This window comes from Paenibacillus sp. F024 (genome assembly GCF_057814255.1).
Map to the genome: position 1 here is coordinate 126,103 of NZ_JBVASZ010000010.1, position 21,457 is coordinate 147,559.

Genomic DNA, 21,457 nt, shown 5'->3' on the forward strand with positions numbered 1-21,457 from the left:
TCATAACGGTCACCTCGAATTTGGGATAATAAATAAAAAGGGGGCCGATGGTTGAAAATAAGCCCTCAAAATTCCGGAGGTATGGTTCACAGAAGCAGAGCGTTATGTGGATGACGCTTCGAAGCCGGTACCCATTGTGTTGTGATGCCGACCTCTTTTTTAAGTCTCTTCTTTCTATGTATATAAAAAACTTGGACAAATGATACGGAAAATCAGGAGGCGGATTGCCGGCGTGACCCTCACTCGAAGCTCATGAGGCGGCGCAGCTGCGGTTCAGCCTGGCGTAAGCGTGCCGTTCCGGATACAAGCAGCCAAGCTTTCAGTGAACCATAAACAAAAAAGAATTTGTAATACGAACATGCATTCTATATAATGAAGAGTAACGCTGCCGTCAAAAGGAGCCGAAGAGATGAACCCATTGACCGGAAAGGTTGCTTCTATAAATGAATGGATAGATTTGATCAAAGCGACGCCTGAGCTGATGTCCCAGGTGACGCATTGGCATACGATTCCGCCCCGGGAAGGACGCTATGAGCCGTTCCCCGAAGGACTGAATCCGCTTCTGCGTAAAGCGCTTGAGTCGCGGGGAATCGAGAAGCTGTATACGCACCAGGCTTATTCCTTCCGTGAGGTGAGCGACGGACGCAACGTCGTTACGGTGACGCCTACGGCATCGGGGAAGACGCTTTGCTATAACCTGCCTGTTCTGCAGGAAATATTGAACGATGAGAGCGCCCGTGCGCTCTATTTGTTTCCGACTAAAGCCCTGGCCCAGGACCAGGTCGCCGAGCTGCAGGAGCTCGCGAACGTTATGGGAGCGGATATTAAGACGCACACGTATGACGGAGATACGCCGCCTACCGTACGCCAGGCGATCCGTAACGCCGGACATATCGTTGTGACGAATCCGGATATGCTCCATTCGGCCATTTTGCCACACCATACCAAATGGGTGAAGCTGTTTGAAAATATAAAATACATCGTGATCGACGAAGTTCACTCCTACCGCGGCGTATTCGGCAGCCATGTCGCCAATGTCATCCGGAGATTGAAGCGGATCTGCCGTTTTTACGGCTCCAATCCGCAGTTTATCTGCGCATCCGCAACGGTCGATAATCCGAAGGAGCACGCGGAACGTCTGATTGGCGAACCGGTGGCGCTGGTGGACGACAACGGGGCACCTGCAGGAGAAAAGCATTTTGTTTTTTATAACCCTCCTGTCGTAAACAAGCAGCTTGGCATCCGCAAGAGCAGCGTGCTGGAGACGCGCAAGCTGGCCGGCCTGCTGCTGAAGCAGGGCATTCAGACGATTGTGTTTGCCCGAAGCCGCGTCCGGGTGGAGATTCTTCTGACGTATCTGCAGGAGCTTATCGCCCATGAGCTGGGCGCCAAGTCGATTCGCGGCTACCGCGGCGGCTATTTGCCCAAGCTGAGACGCGAAATCGAAAGGGGCTTGCGCAGCGGGGAAATCCGCGGGGTTGTGAGTACGAATGCGCTCGAGCTCGGCATCGACATCGGGCAGCTTCAGGCGTGCGTATTGAACGGCTATCCGGGTACGATCGCCAGCACATGGCAGCAGTCCGGCCGTGCCGGCCGCAGACAGGAGAGCTCCATAACGTTTCTAGTGGCCAGCAGCAATCCGTTGGATCAATATATGATACAGAATCCGCAGTATTTCTTTGAACGTCCGCCGGAACGTGCGCTGATCGGACCGGACAACCTGATCATTCTGGTGGATCATGTGAAATGCGCCGCTTATGAGCTGCCCTTTGAGGAGAATGAGAAGTTCGGGGACGAATCGCTGAAGGACATTTTGGAATTTTTGACGGAGGAGCGGATATTGCACCGGGTAAAGAACCGCTGGCATTGGATGGAGCAGTCGTTTCCGGCGCACGATATCAGCCTGCGCTCCGCCGCACAGGAAAACTTTATTATCATCGATATGACCAATGGAGCGCGTGTCCTAGGCGAGGTCGACCGGTTCAGCGCACCGACGCTGATTCATGAAGAAGCGATCTATATCCATGAGGGAGTTCAGTTTCAGGTAGAGAAGCTGGATTATGAAGAGAAGAAAGCGTATGTCCGGGAAGTGAATGTCGATTATTTTACGGACGCCAACCTGGCGGTTCAGCTGAAGGTGCTGCACGTTCATCGCGAAGCCGCAGAGAATGGACTATTGAGGCAGTATGGCGAAGTGACGGTGAATGCGAAAGCGACGATTTTTAAAAAAATCAAGCTCAGAACGCATGAGAACATCGGTTCCGGTCCGATTCATCTGCCGGAAGAAGAACTTCACACCAGCTCTTATTGGTTCACATTCGACGAAGAAGCGGCTGCCGGGATGACGGTGAATGACATGCAGTTTGCGCTGCTCGGTTTATCCAACGTCCTCGTGCATATCGCTCCGTTATATTTGATGTGCGATCCGCAGGATATCCGCGTCGTTCCGCAAGTAAAAGCCGTGCATAACAAGCAGCCGACGATCTTTTTTTATGATCGATATCCAGGTGGCGTAGGTCTTAGTGAACGGCTGTACGAAGTGCATGGCAAGCTTCTTGCCGAAGCGCAGCGGCTCATCTCAGCCTGCGGCTGCCTTAGCGGTTGTCCGGCTTGTGTCGGTCCGATCGAAGAAGTAGGTATCACCGGCAAGCAATTGTCGCTTGGCTTGCTGCGTCGTCTGGAGGGAGTAAGATGAGCTCTCTTAGGGAAAGGCTGTTACGCCACAAGCGGCCTGAGGATATAGCCGTGCCTGCCGTTAAAAGCGAACCTGCTGCGGAGCCTGCAGACGAATGGGATGTAGTAGGAGCGGTTATGGAACAAAGTGAATGGGGCGAATTTGTCATGCGCCGCAGCACTTTTGAGGCCGGATTCAAGCACGGAGGCAGCCGGTTGGCTGACTTGGCGGAGAACGGGGATGAGCTTTGGCGCTTGTTGGCATCGGGAGTAGCGGGGACGGGCACTGCCGAAGCGTCGCCGCACGAAAGGCTTCTATTCATGGATACGGAAACGACGGGACTCGGCCATGGCGCCGGCAATGTCCCTTTCATGATCGGAATCGGATTCTATGAAGGGGAGCGTTTTACGGTCGAGCAAATGCTGATCCGGCATCCCGGGGAAGAAGCGGCCATGCTGGACTACCTTCAGGACAAGCTGAAAAGCCGTCCGGTGCTCATTTCCTACAACGGGAAGTCATTTGACTGGCCCATCGTTAAGAATCGGTACATTATGAACCGGATGCCGCTGCAGGCGGAGCCTGCAGGACACATCGATTTTTTGTATCCTTCCAGAAGCTTATGGAAGCATACGCTTGCGTCCTGCCGGTTAGGCCATATCGAGGAGGAACGGTTGGGGGTGTATCGCGAGAACGATATCCCCGGTTCGATGGCTCCGACGCTTTACTTTCAATATTTGGCAGAGCGGGATCCTGAGGTTTTGAAGGGCGTATTTGTCCACAACGAGCTGGATGTCCTGACGTTGGCCGGGTTGGCGGTGCATTTTGCCGCGTTGCTGAGCGGAGCGCTGGATTGGATGCATGCCCGAGAATTCGGCAGAGAGGAGTGGTTTCGCTTAGGGCTGTGGCTGGATAAAATCGGGATGCAAGAGCAGGCCGACGAGGCGTTGAGCGCGCTGGCGACGGAGCTTCTGTCAGACGCTGACCAGAAGGCTGCAGGCGAGGTGGAGGCCTGTCTGCTTCCGCTGGCTCAATTTTTCAAGCGGCGGCGGATGCTGTCTGAAGCTTGCCTTCTTTGGAAGCATTATATCGCCTCAAAGGACGGCAGCCGAACCGCAGCCCTGGAGCCTTACGTTGAGCTCTCGATGTATTATGAACACAAGGCTAAGGAATGGAAGCCGGCCTTGGAATATGCCGAGCTGGCACTCGATCTTGTCTGGCGCCAAGGGGCGTTAAAGCGTAACGGAAATCGAACGGGATCCGGCAGAAGAGAAGATCGGCAGAAGGAGACAGGGAACGACGCGGCGGAATTGGAGAAAAGGATTGCGCGGCTGAAGAGAAAGTCGGCTTTATCCGGCAGATCCGCTTCTTCGTCGACGGTATCCCAAGCAGCGAGACAACGGCGGGCTGAGCGTGGCTCAGACCAGCTGTCCCTACCCTTATAAGGTATAAATTCCCTTTCTCATGGAAATCTAGTGAAAGATAGATGAGAGGAGGAAGGTGAAGTCGTGCCTGAGCTGCCCGAGATGGAAAATTACCGCATGCTGCTGAACGGACGAATTGCGGGCCAAACGATTACCGGCACGGAGGTTGGACGCGAGAGGTCGATTAACGTCACTCCGGAACGGTTTGAACAGGAGCTGACAGGCCGGGCGGTCCGTATGGTGGATCGCAGAGCCAAGCATTTGCTCTTTCATTTGAGCTCGGGCAAGGTGCTTGTGCTTCATTTAATGCTTGGAGGCATGATTTTTTACGGCAAGAAGGAAGAAGCGCCTGAGCGAACCGTTCAAGTGCGTATCGATTTTGGCGATTGGCATTTATTTTGCATAGGGCTTCGTCTGGGATATTTGCATCTTTACGAGGCGGAGGAAGCCGCTGCGCTCATGGAGAAGCTCGGTCCTGAACCGTTCGATCCAGGATTTACAGCGGAGAGATTTGAAGAAAGGCTGCGTGTCAAGAGAGGCACGCTCAAAAGCAATCTGGTCGACCAAAGCTTGCTGGCGGGGATCGGAAGCTGCTACAGTGATGAAATTTGCTTTCATGCCGGACTGCTGCCTTCCAGACGTCCGGCTTATTTAACCTCTATGGAATTTGCACAACTGTACCGATCCGTGAGAGAGGTATTGACCGAGGCGACGCATTATGGCGGATATATGGAGATGCCGTTTTATACCGGAGATACATTAACCGGAGGCTTTGACAGCCGATGCCGCGTCTATGACCGGGAAGGGGAGCCGTGCGTACGCTGCGGACGACCTGTCGTAAGGCAGGATGTTTCCTCCAAGAAATCCTTTTGCTGCCTGGGCTGCCAGCGGTAATGGAGGTGACGGGCTGCATGAGGTTCGGATGCCATATCAGTATTCGGAAGGGTTACTTGGAAGCGGCCAAGACGGCGGTCTTACTGGGTGCGCAGGCTTTCCAATATTTCCCCAAAAATCCGCGAAGCTTGACAGTGAAGGCCTTCAATCGCAGTGACGCAGAGAGCTGTGAACGGTACTGCCGCGAGCATGGCATTTATAGCATCGCTCATACGCCTTATCCAACCAACCTTGCGGCTGATGGGGGCGGGCTGCGGCAGGCGACGGTCGCTTCGCTTCGAAACGATCTCCAGATTGCGGATGCTTGCGGCTCCGTAGGCGCTGTGGTTCATTTCGGCAAATATAAAGGCAAAGACCCGTTACAAGGCTATAAAAATATTATACAATGTATCAATGAGGTGCTTGAAGGCTATACGGGCCGCGCCCTGCTTCTGATCGAAAATCAAGCGGGTGAAGGCTCATTGATGGGAACGACGCTGGAAGAGCTTGTCCAAATTCGGGGATTATGCCAAAGGCCAGAGCTGATCGGTTTTTGCTTCGATACTTGTCATGCCTTTGCTTCCAATTTGTTCCCGGCACTTCCGGCCGGTTGGCCGGACTGGGAACGTCAAGCCGAGGCGGTCGGATATTTACCGTATCTTCGCGCCATTCATCTGAACGATTCCGTATATCCGCGCGGCGCAGGCAAGGACCGGCACGCTATGATCGCCAAAGGTGCAATGGGCGAGGCGCTTTTCCTTCCGCTGCTCCGTTCTAAACGGCTTCTGAGCGCAAATCTTCCAGTCGTACTGGAAACGCCTCTGACCCGCGGGAACACGCATGCGTCGGAAATCCGTTATGTCAAGGAGCTGAGCGAAGGGTGATTCACGTTTATTTGGATGATTACCGGACTTGTCCCGAGGGCTTCGTGCTTGCACGCAATGCGGAGGAATGCCTTCTCTTGCTGCAGGAATGCGAGGTGGGTGTGCTTTCGCTCGATTACGACCTCGGTTGGGGCCAGCCTAACGGGATGGATGTCGTCAGGGGCATCATTGCATCAAACCGTTACCCGAAACGCATTTACTTGCACACTTCCAGTGATTCGGGAAAACAGCATATGTTTCAAGCTTTATATGCGAGCAAGCCCGGGCATGTTCTTGTGGTGAATGGTCCCATGCCGCATGAGCTGCTCATGGATATTGCCCAAAACGTCAAAGAATAGGTTGTGGTCATAGGTGTCACAGGTCTTATCGTTACAGCAAATTCATTTTATTCGTGAAAACAGGCATATTTTATCGGGAGTGCAGCTGGAGATCCAAGCCGGTGAGCATTGGGTGATTCTCGGCAGGAACGGTTCGGGCAAAACAACCCTGCTGGAGATGATGAACGGCTATGAATTCCCAAGCCGAGGCAAGGTACAGGTACTCGGAAATACATACGGACAATGCGACGTGCGGGAGGTACGTAAGCAAATCGGTTACATCAGCCAATCGCTGTACGAAAAGCTGAACCCGGGCGATACCGTATGGGAGGTTGTTGCCACCGGTGAATACGGCTTTCTGCGCTTCTATGAAGAGATTCCTTTAGAAGCCAAAGAAAAAGCGCTCCAAAAGCTGAGAGACGTGAAGCTGCTGCATCTTGCGGATCAACCGCTGGGCACGCTTTCGCAGGGCGAACGCAAAAAAATTATGCTCGCCAGATCGCTGATGACACGTCCGTCGATCCTCATTATGGATGAGCCTTGTTCCGGGCTTGATCTCTTTGAGCGAGAACGGCTGCTGGAAAACGTTAACGAGCTTGGAGAGCAGCAAATGACGGTCATCTACGTGACACACCATATCGAGGAAATTGTTCCGATGTTCACGCATGTGGCGCTGATTGAGCAAGGGGAGCTGATTGCCTCCGGCTTAAAGCGTGAGGTGCTTACGGAAGAAAATTTGTTTAAGGCGTTCCAGGTTCCGATCCGCATCGAATGGTTCGGCGACCGGCCTTGGATCAAGGTGCTATGATGAGTGCGGGCGTTTTTATCGGAACCTCCAACAGGGGATTTGCTCAACAGGCGCAAGAAGAGCTGCGCAGGCTGCTGGGATCGGTTAAGTCCGAATGGATCATTCCCGGTGAAGTGTTTCTGTTCTCAACCGAACAGGAGAGGGATGAAGCGATTCGGACGATTACGGGGGATGAACCGGTTTTTTTAAGGCACATGCAGCCTGTTGACGCACAAGCGGAATGGGTTGGCTCCATGGATGCGTTCATGGAGTTTATTTTGGAGCGTCTGTCTGAAGCTCCTCTACACGCCGGCAGTAAAATTGCCGTTCAGGTGCGCAAAACGGAAGATGCCTCGCCGGAAATCTCTCCATCAGATGTCAAATCTGCCGTGGATGACAGGCTTTTGTCGGATTTTTCCGCAGAGCCGGTGGTCAGAGGCGCGGAACTCATTTTGTCGCTGTTTTACACCAAAACTTCGGTTTATTACGGGATGTCCCGTCCGCAGGACAATTTATCGGACTGGTCCGGCGGAGCCGTTCGCTTCCGAAAGGAAGATGGACAGGTGTCCCGCGCCAAATTCAAGCTGCTGGAAGCTGAACAGGCATTTGGCCTCGATTTTGCACAGTATCACTCCGCACTCGACATCGGAGCGGCTCCCGGAGGCTGGACATCTTTGCTGCTGGAGCGCGGGCTGAGGGTGACGGCGGTAGATCCGGCCAAGCTGGATGAAGGGCTCTTGCGTCATGCGAACCTTACGTATCATCCCAAAAAAGCGGATGAAGTCGTGTTTGCTCAAGACGCCTTCGATCTGCTGGTATGCGATATGAGCTGGAGTCACCGTCAGATGGCGAAGCTGGTTCGCGGACTCCTTTACGCTTTGAAGACGGGCGGCACGGCCATTATTACCGTAAAGCTGATGAACAAGAAGGCCTTCCAAACGATCCGGGAGGTCATTCAAGATGTGTCGCCTGAGCTGGAGCTGCAAAAAGCGAAGCAGCTTTTTCATAACCGGGAAGAGCTCACTTTGTTTTTAGTGAAAAGCCATTGAGAGCAAGCCGCGGCAGATCCGTTGGTAAAATCTGGCCGAATCGTTGGTCTTAGGTTCCTGAAACCCGGTCCATAGGAGGTTGTGACATGGAAGAGCTGGTACAACAATATGCAAGAGGATACGATCTATTGAAGGCTGCCGTAGACGGGATTAGCGAAGAGCAGCTGCTTTTTAAACCCGCGGAAAACAAGTGGAGCATGAAAGAGGTCGTCATTCATGTGTGCGATGCCGAAATGGTAGCGATCGATCGTATGAAACGGATCATCTCGGAAAACAACCCTCTGCTGTTCAAGTTCGATCCTGATGCTTGGGCTTCCCGGCTTGATTATCAGGCGTTGGACATGCAAGCTTACTTGACCCTGTTTGGTGTCCTTCGTTCTTCTATGTCTGTTATCCTGTCGGGCTTGTCTGCTGAAGATTGGCAGCGAACCGGCGTTCACAACGTTGCGGGGAAGCAGACGCTTCAAGATGTCGTGAGTATGTTCGTAGGCCACGTGGACCGTCATATTCAGCAATTGGAACGCAATAAGCAGGCTTTTGCAGCCCGGGTAGAATAGGAATAAAGAGATAGGGTTTATATTGAACAGATCTCAATTACCTCTTGCCATTTCCAAAATTTAGGTTTATAATACGGATAATTTCAATAGTTAAGCGGAAGCACCGCTGTTTCAAGGTTCGTGGGAGCCTTGGCAGTGCGTGCTTTTTTTGTTGCCTTTTTAGGCGGTCAAACAGGAAAGGGAGAGATTCGATTTGGCAAAAATGCTGCTGGTGCTGCTTGACGATGATGAGTATTTCGCAAATATGATGTCCGCCTATATTCGTTCGTCGGAGTATGCGGAACGCTTCAGCCTTCGGGTGTTTACTGCTGCGGAGGAAGGCTTTCGCTTTGTGGAAGAGACTAGGGAACCTTTTATTATGATGGTTCATGAATCTTGGCTGCCTTTGCCGGATTCGGCTTATCGTGTGAAAACCGGATGCACCGTCCTAATCAGTGATTCAATGAGAGCTGGCGGGCTGCTCGAATATCCGGTGCTGTTCAAATTCCAGCCGCTCAACCGTCTGCTGTCGGAAATTGCCGTTCATTATAACGAATACTGCGAAAACGAACCGCTGCTCGGCAGAAGGGGGACAAAAACCTTGGCTGTATACTCTGCCATCGGCGGCAGCGGAAAGACGGTTACGGCCGTCCACTTGGCCCGGCACCTCACTCTGAAAGGAGAAAGGGTATTATGCTTGACGCTGGAACGTCTTCCGTCCAAAGCCTGGTTTACGGAAGAGCATGACGGGGAGACGGAAACGTTCTCGCGCATGCTTTATTATGCCAAAACGAATTCGGCTATCCTCGCAGCCAAGATTGAGCAGCTCAAGTGCACACACCGGGAATTGAAGTTCGATTATGTCTCTCCTCCGTCGCATATTCAAGAAATCGCCGAGATGGAAGGCTCGGATTTGCAGGGTATTCTGCAAGGAGCGGCGGCATCAGGTATATATGATTGGGTAATTCTGGATTTGGATTCTTTCCCCGGCTCGGTTACACTCAAGGCTTTATACGCGGCGGACCGTATTCTTTGGCTGGTTCTGGACGATTGCGTTCATTTGCACAAGACCCAAGAGCTTATTGCCGGATGGAAAAAGGAGGCGGACAATGGCGGGAAGATGCTTCCGATGGATAAGGTCGATTTCTGGCTCAATAGAAGTACAGGGCAGACTCTCAATCTTTTTTCCAAGTATGGGATAACGCTGCGCGGCGAGCTTCCTTATATTCCGGAATGGAAATCGGTGGCACAGGTAGAGCAGATGGTTTCAACCGGCTTCGCAGCTTCTGTCACGCAAGCGTTGATTGCGCAGGAAAGGAGAAGCTGAGCCGGATGAACCTTGCCCAAAAGAAACGGGAATTACTCCATAAAATTCAAGAGAGCATGGATTACAGCAGTACGCTGTCCGATGAGCAGCTGATTGAAACGATCGAACAGCATGTCTTTGCACATTCGAAGGAATCGTTTCTAACCGCAGGACAGAAACAGCAGCTCGTTCAGGAGCTGTTTCACTCTTTTCGAGGCTTGGACGTGCTTCAGCCGCTGGTAGATGACAAAAGCATATCGGAAATTATGGTCAATGCTCATGATCAAATCTTTATTGAAAAAGAAGGGCAAGTGCTGGCAACGGATCTTCGCTTCGACAGCCGTGAGAAGCTGGAGGATACCATTCAAGCGATCGTCGGAAGGGTAAACCGGCTGGTGAACGAATCGAGCCCGATCGTGGACGCCAGGCTGCAGGATGGATCCCGCGTCAATATTGTGCTCCCTCCGATCGCACTTCAGGGACCGGCGATGACCATCCGCAAATTTCCCGAGCGGCCGATGACGATCCGGGATTTAACCGCACGGCAAGCCATCTCCCAGGAAGCCGCCGAGCACTTGATCCAGCTTGTGAAAGCAAAATACAACTTGTTTATCGGAGGCGGGACGGGGGCAGGCAAGACCACGTTTTTAAATGCGCTGGCACAGTTCATACCGGCGGACGAACGTGTCGTTACGATCGAGGATTCCGCGGAGCTCCAAATTCAGGGTGTGCCGAACCTGGTTAGTCTTGAAACGCGCAACGCCAACACAGAGGGAAAGGGACAGATCACGATCCGCGATTTGATCCGAGCTTCGCTGCGGATGAGACCCAACCGCATCATTGTCGGAGAGGTGCGGGGTGCGGAAACGCTCGATATGCTCCAAGCGATGAATACTGGCCATGACGGCAGCTTGTCTACTGCCCATGCAAACTCGGTGAAGGACATGCTCAGCAGGCTGGAGACGATGGTGCTTAGCGGAGCCGGCTTACCGGTGGCTGTGGTACGAAAGCAAATCTCCTCAGCGATCGATGTCATGGTGCATGTACAGCGGCTTAGGGACCGTTCCCGGCGGGTCACGGAAATCAGCGAGGTAGCGGGAATGGATGAAGGGGAGGTGATGCTGAATCCACTGTACCTGTTTGAGGAAACAGGAGAAACGCCGGAGGGGATGGTGCTGGGCGAACTCAAGCCGACGGGAAATCCGCTGATGCGAACATGGAAGCTTCGGATGGCAGGCTTGGTCTAACGAAAAAGATTAGCTATTAGAAAAGGAGAATCGATCGCCATGCTCAAGACAACATTAGGGCGTATGAAGCTTCATGTGCCGATTCCATTTGTCCGGGGGCAGCGGCCCCCGGTGCAATCCAAGCTTCAAGATTATGACGACTACGTCATGAGTCCAGGTCAGATGGCGATTGCTGCCTTATGGGGAGCGGCGGTGATGGCGGCTATCGCTTATGTCTTTTATAAGCATCCTGTGGCAGCCGTATTATTTGGAGCTGTTGGTTTAGGCTACCCGTCCATCCGAAGGAAGCAGCTGATCCGAAAAAGAAAAGCGCAATTAAAGCTGCAATTCAAACAAATGCTTGCTGCGCTCGCATCGGCTTTAAGCGCAGGCCGCTCGGTTGAATCGGCCTTTGTGGAAGCGTTAAGCGACTTAAGACTGCTGTATCCGGATTCCAAAGCCATGATCATAAAGGAGCTCGAGATCATGCAAAGACGGATGGAAAATGGGGAAACCGTGGAGAGCTGCTTAACCGGCTTTAGCCGACGGGCGCATATTGAGGAAATCGATAGATTTGCGGAAGTGTTCGTCACCTGCAAAAGGACCGGAGGAAGCCTGGTTCGGGTTGTCCGGCGTACATCTGTGCTGATTCAAGAAAAGCTGGATATCGAACAGGATATTCAGGTCATGCTCGCACAAAAGAAATTCGAATCCAAAGTGCTTTCCGTTGCTCCGGTGGCTATGATTGCCACGCTGGCTTGGACTACACCGGATTACATGGAGCCGTTATACCGGGGCGGAGGACTGCTGATCATGAGCTGTGCGCTTGCGGTTCTCTTTGGCTGTTATGTGTTGGCGCAAAAAATCATGGACATAAAGGTGTGAGTTGAGGTGTGGATAGCGATCCTGTTCGTGCTGGAGCTGATCGCTGCTTTGGCTGTGGTATATATGGCCCGTCCGCAGTACAGTTCATGGGTGCGGAAGCATCCGGGCACCAAGCGGGAGGATGCGCTAAACCTGATCTTGCCTGCGGGTCTTTGGGTCATGGACCGGACAAGGCTTGCCGACCGGTTAACCGAGGCGCTTGGTCAAGTGCATTTGATCATGATTCAATTGCACGGAGCCAAATCGGCATTGATCGAAACCAAACGGTTTGCGGCGCAGGCCATTGTGTATGGCTATGGTGCAATCTGCCTTACCACGCTGCTCGGATGGATTTCCGGCAGTCAAGCCGAGATGCTTGTGTATGGCTTTCTGCTGGCCGCGGTCATTCCATTGGGGATGTACAAGAAAATTTCGAATCAGTGTCAAAAGAGAAAGCGGCAAATGCTGATCGAGCTGCCCGAGGTGCTTAATCGTATCCTTCTGCTGGTCAGCGCCGGGGAGACGGTTCCCCAAGCTCTGATTCGTTCGGTGGAAGGCAAGGAGCATCAGGGAAATCCACTGCTGACGGAGCTTTCGTCGGCCGTCCATGAATTGAGAATGAACGGTTCTTTCTCCAAAGCCATGGAGGATTTCAGCAAACGATGCGCCATGCAGGAAACCTCACTGTTTACGACTACGCTGCTATTAAATTACAAAAGGGGCGGAGATGAGCTGGTCATGTCGCTTCAAGAGCTGTCCGTTACATTATGGGATAAACGAAAAGCGCTTGCCCGAACGCTGGGTGAGGAAGGTTCGTCTAAACTGGTTTTTCCCATGGTGTTGATTTTCTTCGTCGTCATGGTTATCGTGGCGGCTCCAGCCATGCTGATGATGAGCTGAAGGTTGAAACGGTCTAGAGATATGATGGGAGGATGAAAGAATGAACGATTGGCCGACAGGTTGGAAATCATTTTGGGAAGAGGAGGACGGCCTCGGTACACTGGAAATTTTGTTGATCATTGCCGTACTGATTATCATTGCGATTGCGTTCCGGAAGTGGATAGTTCAATGGCTCAATGGATTGTTTGAAACCGCAAATGAAGAAATTATCAATAACCAAAAAGATTATGAAACAGATAAAGCAAGATTAAATCCTCCTGCACCGCAAAATTAGGTGCTGCTAATGAATAAGCGAATCCAACGCTTTCTCAGGGACCGTGCCGGTCAAATCACATTGGAGGCGTCGCTTACGCTGCCGGTCATTTTTCTGGCGACGGTGCTGCTCTTATTTCTCGCGCTTTTTAGTTATCATCATGCTTCACTGCAGTATACGACGGCCATGACGTCAGAACGGGCGGCCTACATATGGGACAACAGTAAAAAGGATCCGTTAACGGGCGCCGTGAAGGCGGGAGAGAATGACGGATTGTATTGGCGGCTTACAAACGACAATGCTTCCCATATGTTCAGCTTTTTGCTGCCGATGCCGTCCGCATCCGTCAAATTTCCGCTGACGCAAAACATCAATTACGCGGATAGCGGTCCTCAAGGCAAGCTGGCAAGAGCGGCGAATACCCTTTCACCCGATGAGCTTCAAGGAGAGTTGAACTACGAAAATTTTGGCCTGCTGCGTTTCGTTCGAGCGGCGCTTGAAAAGCCGATGCACCTTCCTGACTTCGCCGAAAGTCTGTGGGGAAAAACGAACGTCAGCGAAGCCTCCCGATCTTATGTGGTTGACCCGGCGGAGACGATCCGCTTAACCGATCTTACGCGGACTTTTATCGGAGAGATTCAAGGTCGCATCAAGCCTAATGATGCGCTTGCCGCAATGGTTGAGCCCAAAACCTCCGTTAAAGAGCGTCAGAAAATTGGAAGTCATCATCAGGCGGCGAAATACTTGCAGGTCTTGGTAAGTGGCAAGGAAAGCGAAATAGAGGTTCATCCCGGGACGAAACGAATCGTTGATGCAATGGATGCTAGCGGGGTAGCTCATGCGGCTTACTATCACTTTACAGAAAAACAATTACGGGAGGTGCAGATGCCCAAAGATGCCGAGCTGCTTAAAAACGGAAAGGTGAAGGGCATTGTTTGGCATTTTTTCAAGCGGTCCGATCAAGCCAAGGTAAAATTATCGTCCGGGTTTCTGCGTGACCTGGAGCGAAGCGGGATCATCGTGGTGATTCATGAATAAAACGAATCGGGAGGTGGAGGAGCTGAGAAGCTGGAGCCGGCTTTGGAAGGAACAGAGCGGTGCCGTCTCGATCTATTTGATTGTGGTCCTCGTTCCCATTTTTTTATTATGCGGGCTGCTGATTGATGTCGTGAGATGGAAAACCGCGGAAAAAGAAGCGGAAAATGCAGTAAAGGCCGGGGTCCGCTCTACGCTCTCCGCATATTCCAAATCGCTGCAGACGTATGGACTTTATTCGCTTCATTCCGAAGGTGATAGAGCAAACCAGATTTTTGAACGAACTGTTGCCGGCAATGTGTCTGAAGCGGCAGAACCGGATCGCTTTCGCTTTATCGACCAGCGGTATGAAGACGGTTCGGCAAGGATCACGCCTATGTATGCACTTTCTAACCATGGCATCTTTAAACAGCAAATCCTGGAGGAGATGAAATACCGTGCACCGTTGATTTATGGGCTGGAGCTGGCCGACAAGCTCAAGAAAACCGGGGTGGCTGCCGGACTGGGTCAAGCCTCCCGGTTCGGGGAAAATGCAGCTCGGGTAGAGAAGCTGTTGGAGGAAAGAGACCTTCGTTTGGATGAGACTTGGGAAGCATTTCTGTCTATCCGTCAAAAGGCGGCGGATATGCATCCGTTCTATCAAGCGCACCTGCGTGATTTAAACGAGCTTAGCGGGCGCATCGGAATTCAAACCATCGAGAATGTCAGAGCTACGCTTCAAAATGTTAAAGCCCAGGCGGAAATCATTCAACATCAGATCAAAAGCTTGGATGGAACGATCTTTGCGATGGTTTCAGCCGGAGCAGTGACGGCCGAATCGATGGCCCAGCTGCATCAAGCCCGTATGGATCTTCAGCGTCAACTGGATGAAGCCGTGCAAAAGGTTATGGAGTACGAGCAGCTTTTGCAGGATCTCATCCGCTATGCAGAAGTGCTCGCTATGCTTAAAGTTAAATCGGCGATAGATAGGGAAGCTTTAAGCAAGCTTCATGAAGCATACAGCCGGTCAATGAATCTGGCCAAGAAGGCAAACGATGAGCTCAATGCCGAAATATCCCGAATAGGATCTGCACAATCTGGGGGCGGAGGTGCTTTGGAAGCGGAAAAAGTGTTCGCCCGTGTGCAGCTTGTAGACCGACAAGCTCTGGAAGAGCAGGAGGTCGGCATCAGCTCCTCGATTTCGCAGTTTTACGGAGTACATGCTCAAATCCAAGACGGATTAATGTTCACACAGCAGAAGTATGCCGCCACTATGTCTTCTCTGGATGGTTTCCGACAAAAGGCGGAAGACGTATTCTCCAGGTATAACCCTGGAGAAGAAGAGCGTCGACGCGGAAGCAGCGCGAACCGGATGGCTAAGCGGGAGCAGCGGTCCAAAACGCAAGCGGTGCTGGATCAGGTTAAGAGAGGACTTGGCAGCTGCAGTTTGATCAGCGGGTCGGATTCTTATGAGAAATATTACAAAGAGCTGCAAGGAAATCCGGCCGAACGCGGAAGTACAGGCTATGTTCAAGCCTATTTGGAATGGAATCAAGCCGGGAATGCATCAGCATCAGTTCCTGACGTGAATTTGCAAAATCCGGATGAGGCCGGTTTGTCGGCTTTGAGGCTGGTTTCTGCGCTTGAGCATGCTTTGACGGAGATCAGAGATGATTCTTATATCAAAGAATTTGCTGTAAGTAAATTTAGCTATCGTACGTTAGGTCTGGAAAAAGACGCCTTCGGCCGGGTCAAATCGTCCAAAGAGCTTTCTGCGCCTGAGCAGCATCCGCTCATGAACCAAGAGGTAGAGTACTTGCTTTACGGTTCAGGGTCATGCGCAGGGAATTACTCATTGGCCTATGCGGAAATGTTCGCGTTTCGGCTGGCGGTTGGGATACTGGAATCGCTTCTCGAGCCGCAAAGCAAGGTGCTGAATGCAGGGTCCCCACTGCTTGTTTTGCTTACGGCGATCACAGAAGGGGCGTTTCAAGCGCAGCAGGACATGGCTAGGCTTATTCAGGGAGAGCAGCTCCCCGTTTCGGGCAAATTGGGCAATGCATTCACTTTGGGATACAAAGACTACTTGCGGGTGTTCTTACTATTACACGGCCAAGAAGAGAAGCTTTTATCCCGTATGCAAGGACTTCTGCAGGTCAATACCGGAGTCGATTTGCGGGAAGCATCGACCTATGTGTCGGGCATGGCCTCAACTTCCTTTCAGCTGTGGTTTCTTCCGCGGGTGATGAACACCATTGGGAAAGCGGAATTTTCCGGCTGTGTGATCGAAGGGAACCGATGCCGGATCACCAAGACGGCGGATTATACATATTAGGGGGCGAAGCACTTGCGTTTTATGAAAGAGCAGCAGGGCAGTATCGTATTGGAAGCGGCGTTGACGCTTCCTTTCTTTATCGCCTTCGTAACACTGCTCACAGCGTTCGTACGGCTATCACTTGCGGAGATGTCCTTGCAGTCGGCTGTTACGGAATCGGCAAAGATCGTTGCGGCGAATATGTATCCTGTAGAGCAATTGTACAGAGAAGGGCAAGCTCAGTGGTCCGACAGCCGGGCGAGCGTCTGGATTGGTCATGCAGCTGCAAAGGCGGATTCGGCAAGACAAAAGGTGCTGGATACCGAAGAATTCATCGAACAATACGAACGATGGATTCCGGAACCCCTTGTACGATTAGCCCAATGGGAGCAAGAACGAAGAGAACAGCTTGAGGCATTGGGGGCCTCCGCTGTCGATGGAGCAAAGCAGGAACTCGAGCGTCAGCTGGCGAAAGCGGCAACGCCTATCCTTGCTTCATTGGCCGCGACGGATCGGTTGGATAAAGAGAAGCTGCTGGTAACCAGGCTTTCGTTTCCCGATTTCAATAATCATGAGGAGGCCTTTGTGAGTATTGAGGCACAGTATGAATATACATTTGCGGTTCCTTTTTTCAGAAAAACGGTCATCCTTCGAAAAAGAGCGACGGAGCGCGCATGGGTGGGAGGGGGAGCAGGATGACGCTGTGGCTGGCCGGCTTGATGCTGTCGATTGCGTTTATATCGGACATTACGAAGCATAAAATTCCGAATTGGCTTACGGCTGCGGGAACGGTGACGGGGATGCTTTACCATATCGCCGCGGACGGATGGAACGGTTTATGGCTTACCGGTCTTGGATTTCTAGGCGGCTTCTTGCCGATGCTGGCATTATATGCGATACGTGCGGTTGCTGCCGGTGACGTAAAGCTGTTCGCCGCTTTAGGGGCACTGGTTGGCGCCATCCCGGTCTTGTATGCGATGGCTGCTTCCCTTTTGATTGCGGGATGTATCGCGGTACTCATTTTGTTGTGGCGCACCGACGGTGTCCAAAGGCTCAGAGATGCGGCTTGGTTTTTGCTGCGTATCGTTATTTTGCGTGATTTGACCCCGATCGTCTGGACAGCGGATCCGGTCAGCCGTCTGCGTTTTCCGTTCATGTGGGCTGTTGCTCCAGGGGCGGCTTACACCTTTATTTTAGGCTAAAAGGAGGAGGACGGATTGAATCAAGAGCTTTATGGTCTTCAAGTAAACTACGTAAGCGAGCATGGGCATTATATGATTCTCACTTTTCCTCATGGAGAGGAGGATATATCTTCCTTTCAAATCAATATGCTCTCGGCAAACCGGATTCCAAGACTGCTTGAGCTGCAGGTCGAGGCAAAGGACGGCCAAATGCGGCTTCTCTACAAGATCACGGGCAAGAGAATGCTTGCCTATTGGCTCCGTATGGAAAGGCTGACGCTTCAAGAATATTATCAGCTTCTGCTGCGTATCGTCGAAATATTGGATGACAGCAAAATGTATATGCTGCAGCCGGGACAGTATGTGCTAAAGGAGGAATACATCTATTGCGGCAGCGGAATACAGGATCTGTATTTAACCTATATTCCAAAAGAAAATTTAGAAGAAAAGCATTCGGCAGCCTCGGATTTGCAGGCCTTGGCATCCCAATGGATCCCCAGAGTTACCGAGCTTCATGGCAGCGGATTTCAAGTACTGATGCGCTATTTTCAGGAAGAATCCTTCAACCTGCCTGAGTTCAAACAGCTGCTGCTTAATCAGTTAAATCTTCTTCAGGAAAATCCTGCAGCCGTTTCCGTGGGAGTTACTCCGTCTTTTGAACGGATAGACAAACCGTCCATTATTGAACGGAGGTTCGCTGAAAAACCGGAAGTGCGGCAAGAAGCTAGCGTTAGTCAGCACGAACAGGACCTTTTATCGAACCTGTCAACAGGTGAAGCATCCGAAGTCCAAAATGAGGCTGAAAATCAGAGGAAGAAGAAGCGGTTGGGGACCCTGCTGATCACTGCGCTGGCGTGGGGTATGATATGGAAGCTATATGCCGACTATCCGCTAGATCGGATGCTGTATCTCTCTGCCGGACTGACGGTGCTGTTCGGTGCGGTGGCATTTGTCTATCTGCGCAGCATTCGTAAAGCCGAGGAAGCCGAAGCCGAGGCTGAGGCAGAGATGTCCGTCGAAAATTGGATTCCTGATTACGGGGATGCCAATGGGGACGACAGCTTTTTCTCGCGAATCGGACTTGCGGAGCACGTGTCTCAGAAGGAAGCGTACAGGGAAGAGAAGCTACCGGAGGATCCGCTTCCTTCCCTAACCCCCACTCCCCAGTTGGCCATGCGAACGACGTTGCTTAGCCCGCCCGATGCAACGGTCTTTCTGGGAAGGCTGGTACAGAAGGTCAAGCGGGATGAGCCTTATTTGGAGTTCGCCAAGGACGGCATGAGGGAGAAGGCGTACATTTTAAAGCCCGGCTTCATCATAGGACGCGCTGTTGAAGAAGCGGACATGCTCCATACAGAGGAAGGAGTGTCGCGTCTTCATGCGGAAATCTCAAAACAGCCAAACGGCTATGGCATCCGTGACTTGGGCTCGCGCAACGGTACGGCCCTGAATGGGGAAGCTCTGGTGCCATACCAGGTGCAGCCATTGAAGGAAGGTGATATAGTAAGGATCGTAACGACCGAATTTACGTTCAAAATGGGGTCTTAGCGAGTGAAAAAAACGATTGCTGTACACTGGAGGTACGGGGCGGCCACGCACTCAGGGTGGTTTCGCACATTGAATGACGATCGTTCCATGCTCCGAATGGGCAGGGGAAGGGACGGCAGGCCTTACGCCGCAGCAGCCCTAGCCGATGGAATGGGAGGATCGGCGGATGGCGGTTGGGCCAGCGAGCTTGCCTTGCAAAGGGTAAAAGCATGGCTCAAGGATCGCTTGCCTCTTGTGCTGCCTACGTCAGACCGTTCAGGGGCAGGGGAGTTAGAGCGGGAGGCAGAAGAGCTCTTTCTTTCGATCCATCGGGAAATCAGCGATGCGGCGGTCCAAAGAAACTGTGTGCTTGGCACGACGCTGACGCTGCTTATTCTTCATGAGCCTGTGTATACCGTTATCCATGTTGGCGACTGCCGGATCTATCGCGTCAAGCCCAATGGCCAATGCGACCGGCTGACCCGAGACCATTCATGGGCCGCTGATCAGGTGCGCAGGGGACGGATGTCGGAAGAACGTGCCCGCACGCATCCGAAACGTCACGTGCTGCTGCAGTTTCTTGGCATGAGTAAGAATCCTGATATTTACATACGCTCCGGCTTGTATTCGGCCCATACCTTGTTTCTCGTCAGCAGTGACGGCTTTCATAAACTTTTTTCCGATCCATCCATAGCTTCCATGCTTCGCAAGCTGATGCAAAGCGAAACGGACGCGCAAGAGATGTGCGATGAACTGCTTGCCGGGGCTTTACGGAAGAAATCGGAGGACAATATCAGTCTAATGCTTCTGGAGCCGTTAAGTTCGGCACCTATGTCGATCGGTAAGCATGTATATGTCCGGTTTCAGCTTTGTATTCTATTGCTGAAAAGAATACGCAGAGTATATCCTCTCATTATCCATAAATTGAAGTCGGGGTTTCAGTAGATTACAGGATGCTTCCAATGGTATAATGAATTGCTGATAAAGAGATCTTCTTTAGACAGATCGTAAAATTTATTTTCGCAGCTGATGTAACCAAAGGGGAGCGAGTGTAATGATTACACATGTAGTGATGTTTAAGCTGAAAGACCGGAGCCCGGAGTCCGTACAGGCGACTTACCATGTGCTCAAAAATATGGAGGGGAAAATTCCGGTGCTTCGCCATATTGAAGTAGGTACCGACGTGCTTCATTTGGACCGTTCTTACGATATTGCGCTGATTACGAAGTTCGATTCGCTGGAAGACCTGCAAACCTACGATAATCATCCGCTCCATCTTGAGGTGAAAGCGCACATGAAGCAGGTGCTCGACGGAACCGGCATTTGCGTTGATTTCGAGAGCTGATTCCGGCTTTAGCGGCTTTCACCAAAGCTGAGGCTTCATCATCATCAGCCACAGCATCAGGAGAAGTACGAATAGATAGATGTACAGCGCCCGTCCCAGCTTTCGAACCAAGGCGGCGCGGTCATGGCCTGGCTCTCGCAGCTTGCGGATCGTAGGAGAAAAGGCGCGGGCAAGGAAGAACAATGAGACGAACAATACGATAAATGTGCCGGCAATCCATGGTGTTGTCCAGGGCCAGTCACCCAGCCACATCAGAAGCAATCCGGATCCGACGAGAACGTGACCGGCATGCTTGGATAAGCGGACGGTGAATTGGAACGAATCCAGATAGGAATCCGTCACTGCTCCCTCTGAGCTTTTCAGCTTCCGGAGCATGGGAATGAGCACGATGTAAGGTCCGATCGACACCATCGCGCTAATGGAATGGATGAATACAAGCCAAGGATACATGGAATAAAGCCTCCAACGTTTGAGAGTACAAAAAAACAGTGTAGCAGGCGCCTGTTGACGGGCGGAGTGCGGGGGACCGCAGCCTTCGTTACCGTCAAAAAAGCGGCTACACTGTTTTTGCATATCATACTGCGCGGAATTCGTGTACCCACACCTTCATTTGAGGAAGCCAAGGCATTCCCGCGTGCATGGACAATATGTAGTTTTTGTAAGCTTCCACATTCGGGAACCCTTCGGTTTGGACGGCTTCGTCCGTGAGCTCTCCCAAGGATTGCTGATAGACCTTGGTCACTTCGAATTTGCGGCCTTTGAGCTCCATGATCTCGCCGATATCGGCGTAGCGGCCGTTGCGGCGAGTCGCCGTTTTTTCGCCGTTAAGCACCTTTTCTACGTCGTCCTCCTTAGTTACCAGGCGGTCGATGCTGCATGTTTTGGGTGGCAACGTCTCTGACATATGAAATAAAACCTCCTTATTTTGGATCCAAACCGTAGCTTACACGAAAATGAGAGCAGAAGCAAGAAAGAGGGCGAAGACC

General features: G+C 51.9%; 22 protein-coding genes. 20 read left to right on the forward strand and 2 right to left on the reverse strand.

The features are described 5' to 3' along the window. Nucleotides 1–409: 409 nt before the first annotated feature. The 20 genes from ACZYR9_RS12645 (at nucleotide 410) to ACZYR9_RS12740 (ending at nucleotide 20,471) form a co-directional block, all read left to right on the forward strand. The gene (locus ACZYR9_RS12645) at nucleotides 410–2,695 is read left to right on the forward strand and encodes a DEAD/DEAH box helicase (RefSeq protein ID WP_488978854.1); all 2,286 of its coding nucleotides are present in this window, start codon (nucleotides 410–412) and stop codon (nucleotides 2,693–2,695) included. Then, a complete protein-coding gene (locus ACZYR9_RS12650) occupies nucleotides 2,692–4,116 on the forward strand; it encodes a ribonuclease H-like domain-containing protein (protein ID WP_488978855.1) in 1,425 nt (474 codons plus the stop codon). Before ACZYR9_RS12645 ends, ACZYR9_RS12650 begins: the two co-directional genes overlap by 4 nt. Nucleotides 4,117–4,179: 63 nt before the next feature. Beyond that, the gene (locus ACZYR9_RS12655; protein ID WP_488978856.1) at nucleotides 4,180–4,989 is read left to right on the forward strand and encodes an Fpg/Nei family DNA glycosylase; all 810 of its coding nucleotides are present in this window, start codon (nucleotides 4,180–4,182) and stop codon (nucleotides 4,987–4,989) included. Between the two features lie 17 nt (nucleotides 4,990–5,006). Then, complete coding sequence (locus ACZYR9_RS12660; RefSeq protein ID WP_488978857.1) at nucleotides 5,007–5,852, forward strand: deoxyribonuclease IV; 846 nt, start codon at nucleotides 5,007–5,009, stop codon at nucleotides 5,850–5,852. Continuing rightward, complete coding sequence (locus tag ACZYR9_RS12665; RefSeq protein ID WP_488978858.1) at nucleotides 5,849–6,190, forward strand: cyclic-phosphate processing receiver domain-containing protein; 342 nt, start codon at nucleotides 5,849–5,851, stop codon at nucleotides 6,188–6,190. Before ACZYR9_RS12660 ends, ACZYR9_RS12665 begins: the two co-directional genes overlap by 4 nt. A gap of 13 nt (nucleotides 6,191–6,203) precedes the next feature. Next, on the forward strand, nucleotides 6,204–6,977 hold the full coding sequence (locus ACZYR9_RS12670; RefSeq protein ID WP_488978859.1) for an ABC transporter ATP-binding protein: 774 nt from the start codon (nucleotides 6,204–6,206) through the stop codon (nucleotides 6,975–6,977). Then, nucleotides 6,974–8,005, forward strand: a complete 1,032-nt coding sequence (locus ACZYR9_RS12675; RefSeq protein ID WP_488978905.1) for an SAM-dependent methyltransferase — start codon at nucleotides 6,974–6,976, stop codon at nucleotides 8,003–8,005. Before ACZYR9_RS12670 ends, ACZYR9_RS12675 begins: the two co-directional genes overlap by 4 nt. A gap of 86 nt (nucleotides 8,006–8,091) precedes the next feature. Next, nucleotides 8,092–8,562: a DinB family protein gene (locus ACZYR9_RS12680; RefSeq protein ID WP_488978860.1), complete on the forward strand. Its 471-nt coding sequence runs from the start codon at nucleotides 8,092–8,094 to the stop codon at nucleotides 8,560–8,562. Nucleotides 8,563–8,764: 202 nt separating this feature from the next. Beyond that, entirely contained in the window at nucleotides 8,765–9,868 is a 1,104-nt protein-coding gene (locus ACZYR9_RS12685) for an AAA family ATPase (protein ID WP_488978906.1), read from the forward strand. Between the two features lie 5 nt (nucleotides 9,869–9,873). Further along, nucleotides 9,874–11,094, forward strand: a complete 1,221-nt coding sequence (locus ACZYR9_RS12690; protein WP_488978861.1) for a TadA family conjugal transfer-associated ATPase — start codon at nucleotides 9,874–9,876, stop codon at nucleotides 11,092–11,094. 39 nt (nucleotides 11,095–11,133) lie between these two features. Continuing rightward, entirely contained in the window at nucleotides 11,134–11,958 is an 825-nt protein-coding gene (locus ACZYR9_RS12695) for a type II secretion system F family protein (RefSeq protein WP_488978862.1), read from the forward strand. A 6-nt stretch (nucleotides 11,959–11,964) separates the two neighbouring features. After that, entirely contained in the window at nucleotides 11,965–12,837 is an 873-nt protein-coding gene (locus ACZYR9_RS12700; protein WP_488978863.1) for a type II secretion system F family protein, read from the forward strand. A 40-nt stretch (nucleotides 12,838–12,877) separates the two neighbouring features. Then, nucleotides 12,878–13,111 (forward strand): Flp1 family type IVb pilin, encoded by a 234-nt coding sequence (locus tag ACZYR9_RS12705; protein WP_488978864.1) that lies wholly within the window; start codon nucleotides 12,878–12,880, stop codon nucleotides 13,109–13,111. 9 nt (nucleotides 13,112–13,120) lie between these two features. Further along, nucleotides 13,121–14,128, forward strand: coding sequence for a TadE/TadG family type IV pilus assembly protein (locus ACZYR9_RS12710; protein WP_488978865.1), 1,008 nt, complete (start codon nucleotides 13,121–13,123; stop codon nucleotides 14,126–14,128). After that, on the forward strand, nucleotides 14,121–16,439 hold the full coding sequence (locus ACZYR9_RS12715; RefSeq protein ID WP_488978866.1) for a TadE/TadG family type IV pilus assembly protein: 2,319 nt from the start codon (nucleotides 14,121–14,123) through the stop codon (nucleotides 16,437–16,439). Before ACZYR9_RS12710 ends, ACZYR9_RS12715 begins: the two co-directional genes overlap by 8 nt. Before the next feature lie 21 nt (nucleotides 16,440–16,460). Further along, the gene (locus ACZYR9_RS12720) at nucleotides 16,461–17,117 is read left to right on the forward strand and encodes a TadE/TadG family type IV pilus assembly protein (protein WP_488978907.1); all 657 of its coding nucleotides are present in this window, start codon (nucleotides 16,461–16,463) and stop codon (nucleotides 17,115–17,117) included. Further along, nucleotides 17,114–17,620 (forward strand): A24 family peptidase, encoded by a 507-nt coding sequence (locus ACZYR9_RS12725; RefSeq protein WP_488978867.1) that lies wholly within the window; start codon nucleotides 17,114–17,116, stop codon nucleotides 17,618–17,620. Before ACZYR9_RS12720 ends, ACZYR9_RS12725 begins: the two co-directional genes overlap by 4 nt. A gap of 15 nt (nucleotides 17,621–17,635) precedes the next feature. Then, nucleotides 17,636–19,147: a DUF6382 and FHA domain-containing protein gene (locus tag ACZYR9_RS12730; protein WP_488978868.1), complete on the forward strand. Its 1,512-nt coding sequence runs from the start codon at nucleotides 17,636–17,638 to the stop codon at nucleotides 19,145–19,147. A gap of 3 nt (nucleotides 19,148–19,150) precedes the next feature. Further along, on the forward strand, nucleotides 19,151–20,071 hold the full coding sequence (locus tag ACZYR9_RS12735; protein WP_488978869.1) for a PP2C family protein-serine/threonine phosphatase: 921 nt from the start codon (nucleotides 19,151–19,153) through the stop codon (nucleotides 20,069–20,071). Nucleotides 20,072–20,180: 109 nt separating this feature from the next. Continuing rightward, on the forward strand, nucleotides 20,181–20,471 hold the full coding sequence (locus ACZYR9_RS12740) for a Dabb family protein (RefSeq protein ID WP_488978870.1): 291 nt from the start codon (nucleotides 20,181–20,183) through the stop codon (nucleotides 20,469–20,471). An 18-nt stretch (nucleotides 20,472–20,489) separates the two neighbouring features. Here ACZYR9_RS12740 and ACZYR9_RS12745 read toward each other — a convergent pair whose 3' ends face one another. Further along, on the reverse strand, nucleotides 20,490–20,921 hold the full coding sequence (locus ACZYR9_RS12745; protein WP_488978871.1) for a hypothetical protein: 432 nt from the start codon (nucleotides 20,919–20,921) through the stop codon (nucleotides 20,490–20,492). A 124-nt stretch (nucleotides 20,922–21,045) separates the two neighbouring features. Beyond that, the gene (locus ACZYR9_RS12750) at nucleotides 21,046–21,375 is read right to left on the reverse strand and encodes an ASCH domain-containing protein (protein WP_488978872.1); all 330 of its coding nucleotides are present in this window, start codon (nucleotides 21,373–21,375) and stop codon (nucleotides 21,046–21,048) included. Nucleotides 21,376–21,457 lie beyond the last annotated feature (82 nt).

Coding starts and splice junctions, on each gene's coding strand:
- ACZYR9_RS12645 (WP_488978854.1), top strand. CDS start 410: ATGAACCCATTGACCGGAAAGGTTGCTTCTATAAATGAATGGATAGAT.
- ACZYR9_RS12650 (WP_488978855.1), top strand. CDS start 2,692: ATGAGCTCTCTTAGGGAAAGGCTGTTACGCCACAAGCGGCCTGAGGAT.
- ACZYR9_RS12660 (WP_488978857.1), top strand. CDS start 5,007: ATGAGGTTCGGATGCCATATCAGTATTCGGAAGGGTTACTTGGAAGCG.
- ACZYR9_RS12675 (WP_488978905.1), top strand. CDS start 6,974: ATGATGAGTGCGGGCGTTTTTATCGGAACCTCCAACAGGGGATTTGCT.
- ACZYR9_RS12680 (WP_488978860.1), top strand. CDS start 8,092: ATGGAAGAGCTGGTACAACAATATGCAAGAGGATACGATCTATTGAAG.
- ACZYR9_RS12685 (WP_488978906.1), top strand. CDS start 8,765: ATGCTGCTGGTGCTGCTTGACGATGATGAGTATTTCGCAAATATGATG.
- ACZYR9_RS12690 (WP_488978861.1), top strand. CDS start 9,874: ATGAACCTTGCCCAAAAGAAACGGGAATTACTCCATAAAATTCAAGAG.
- ACZYR9_RS12695 (WP_488978862.1), top strand. CDS start 11,134: ATGCTCAAGACAACATTAGGGCGTATGAAGCTTCATGTGCCGATTCCA.
- ACZYR9_RS12705 (WP_488978864.1), top strand. CDS start 12,878: ATGAACGATTGGCCGACAGGTTGGAAATCATTTTGGGAAGAGGAGGAC.
- ACZYR9_RS12710 (WP_488978865.1), top strand. CDS start 13,121: ATGAATAAGCGAATCCAACGCTTTCTCAGGGACCGTGCCGGTCAAATC.
- ACZYR9_RS12715 (WP_488978866.1), top strand. CDS start 14,121: ATGAATAAAACGAATCGGGAGGTGGAGGAGCTGAGAAGCTGGAGCCGG.
- ACZYR9_RS12720 (WP_488978907.1), top strand. CDS start 16,461: ATGAAAGAGCAGCAGGGCAGTATCGTATTGGAAGCGGCGTTGACGCTT.
- ACZYR9_RS12725 (WP_488978867.1), top strand. CDS start 17,114: ATGACGCTGTGGCTGGCCGGCTTGATGCTGTCGATTGCGTTTATATCG.
- ACZYR9_RS12740 (WP_488978870.1), top strand. CDS start 20,181: ATGATTACACATGTAGTGATGTTTAAGCTGAAAGACCGGAGCCCGGAG.
- ACZYR9_RS12745 (WP_488978871.1), bottom strand. CDS start 20,921: ATGTATCCTTGGCTTGTATTCATCCATTCCATTAGCGCGATGGTGTCG.
- ACZYR9_RS12750 (WP_488978872.1), bottom strand. CDS start 21,375: ATGTCAGAGACGTTGCCACCCAAAACATGCAGCATCGACCGCCTGGTA.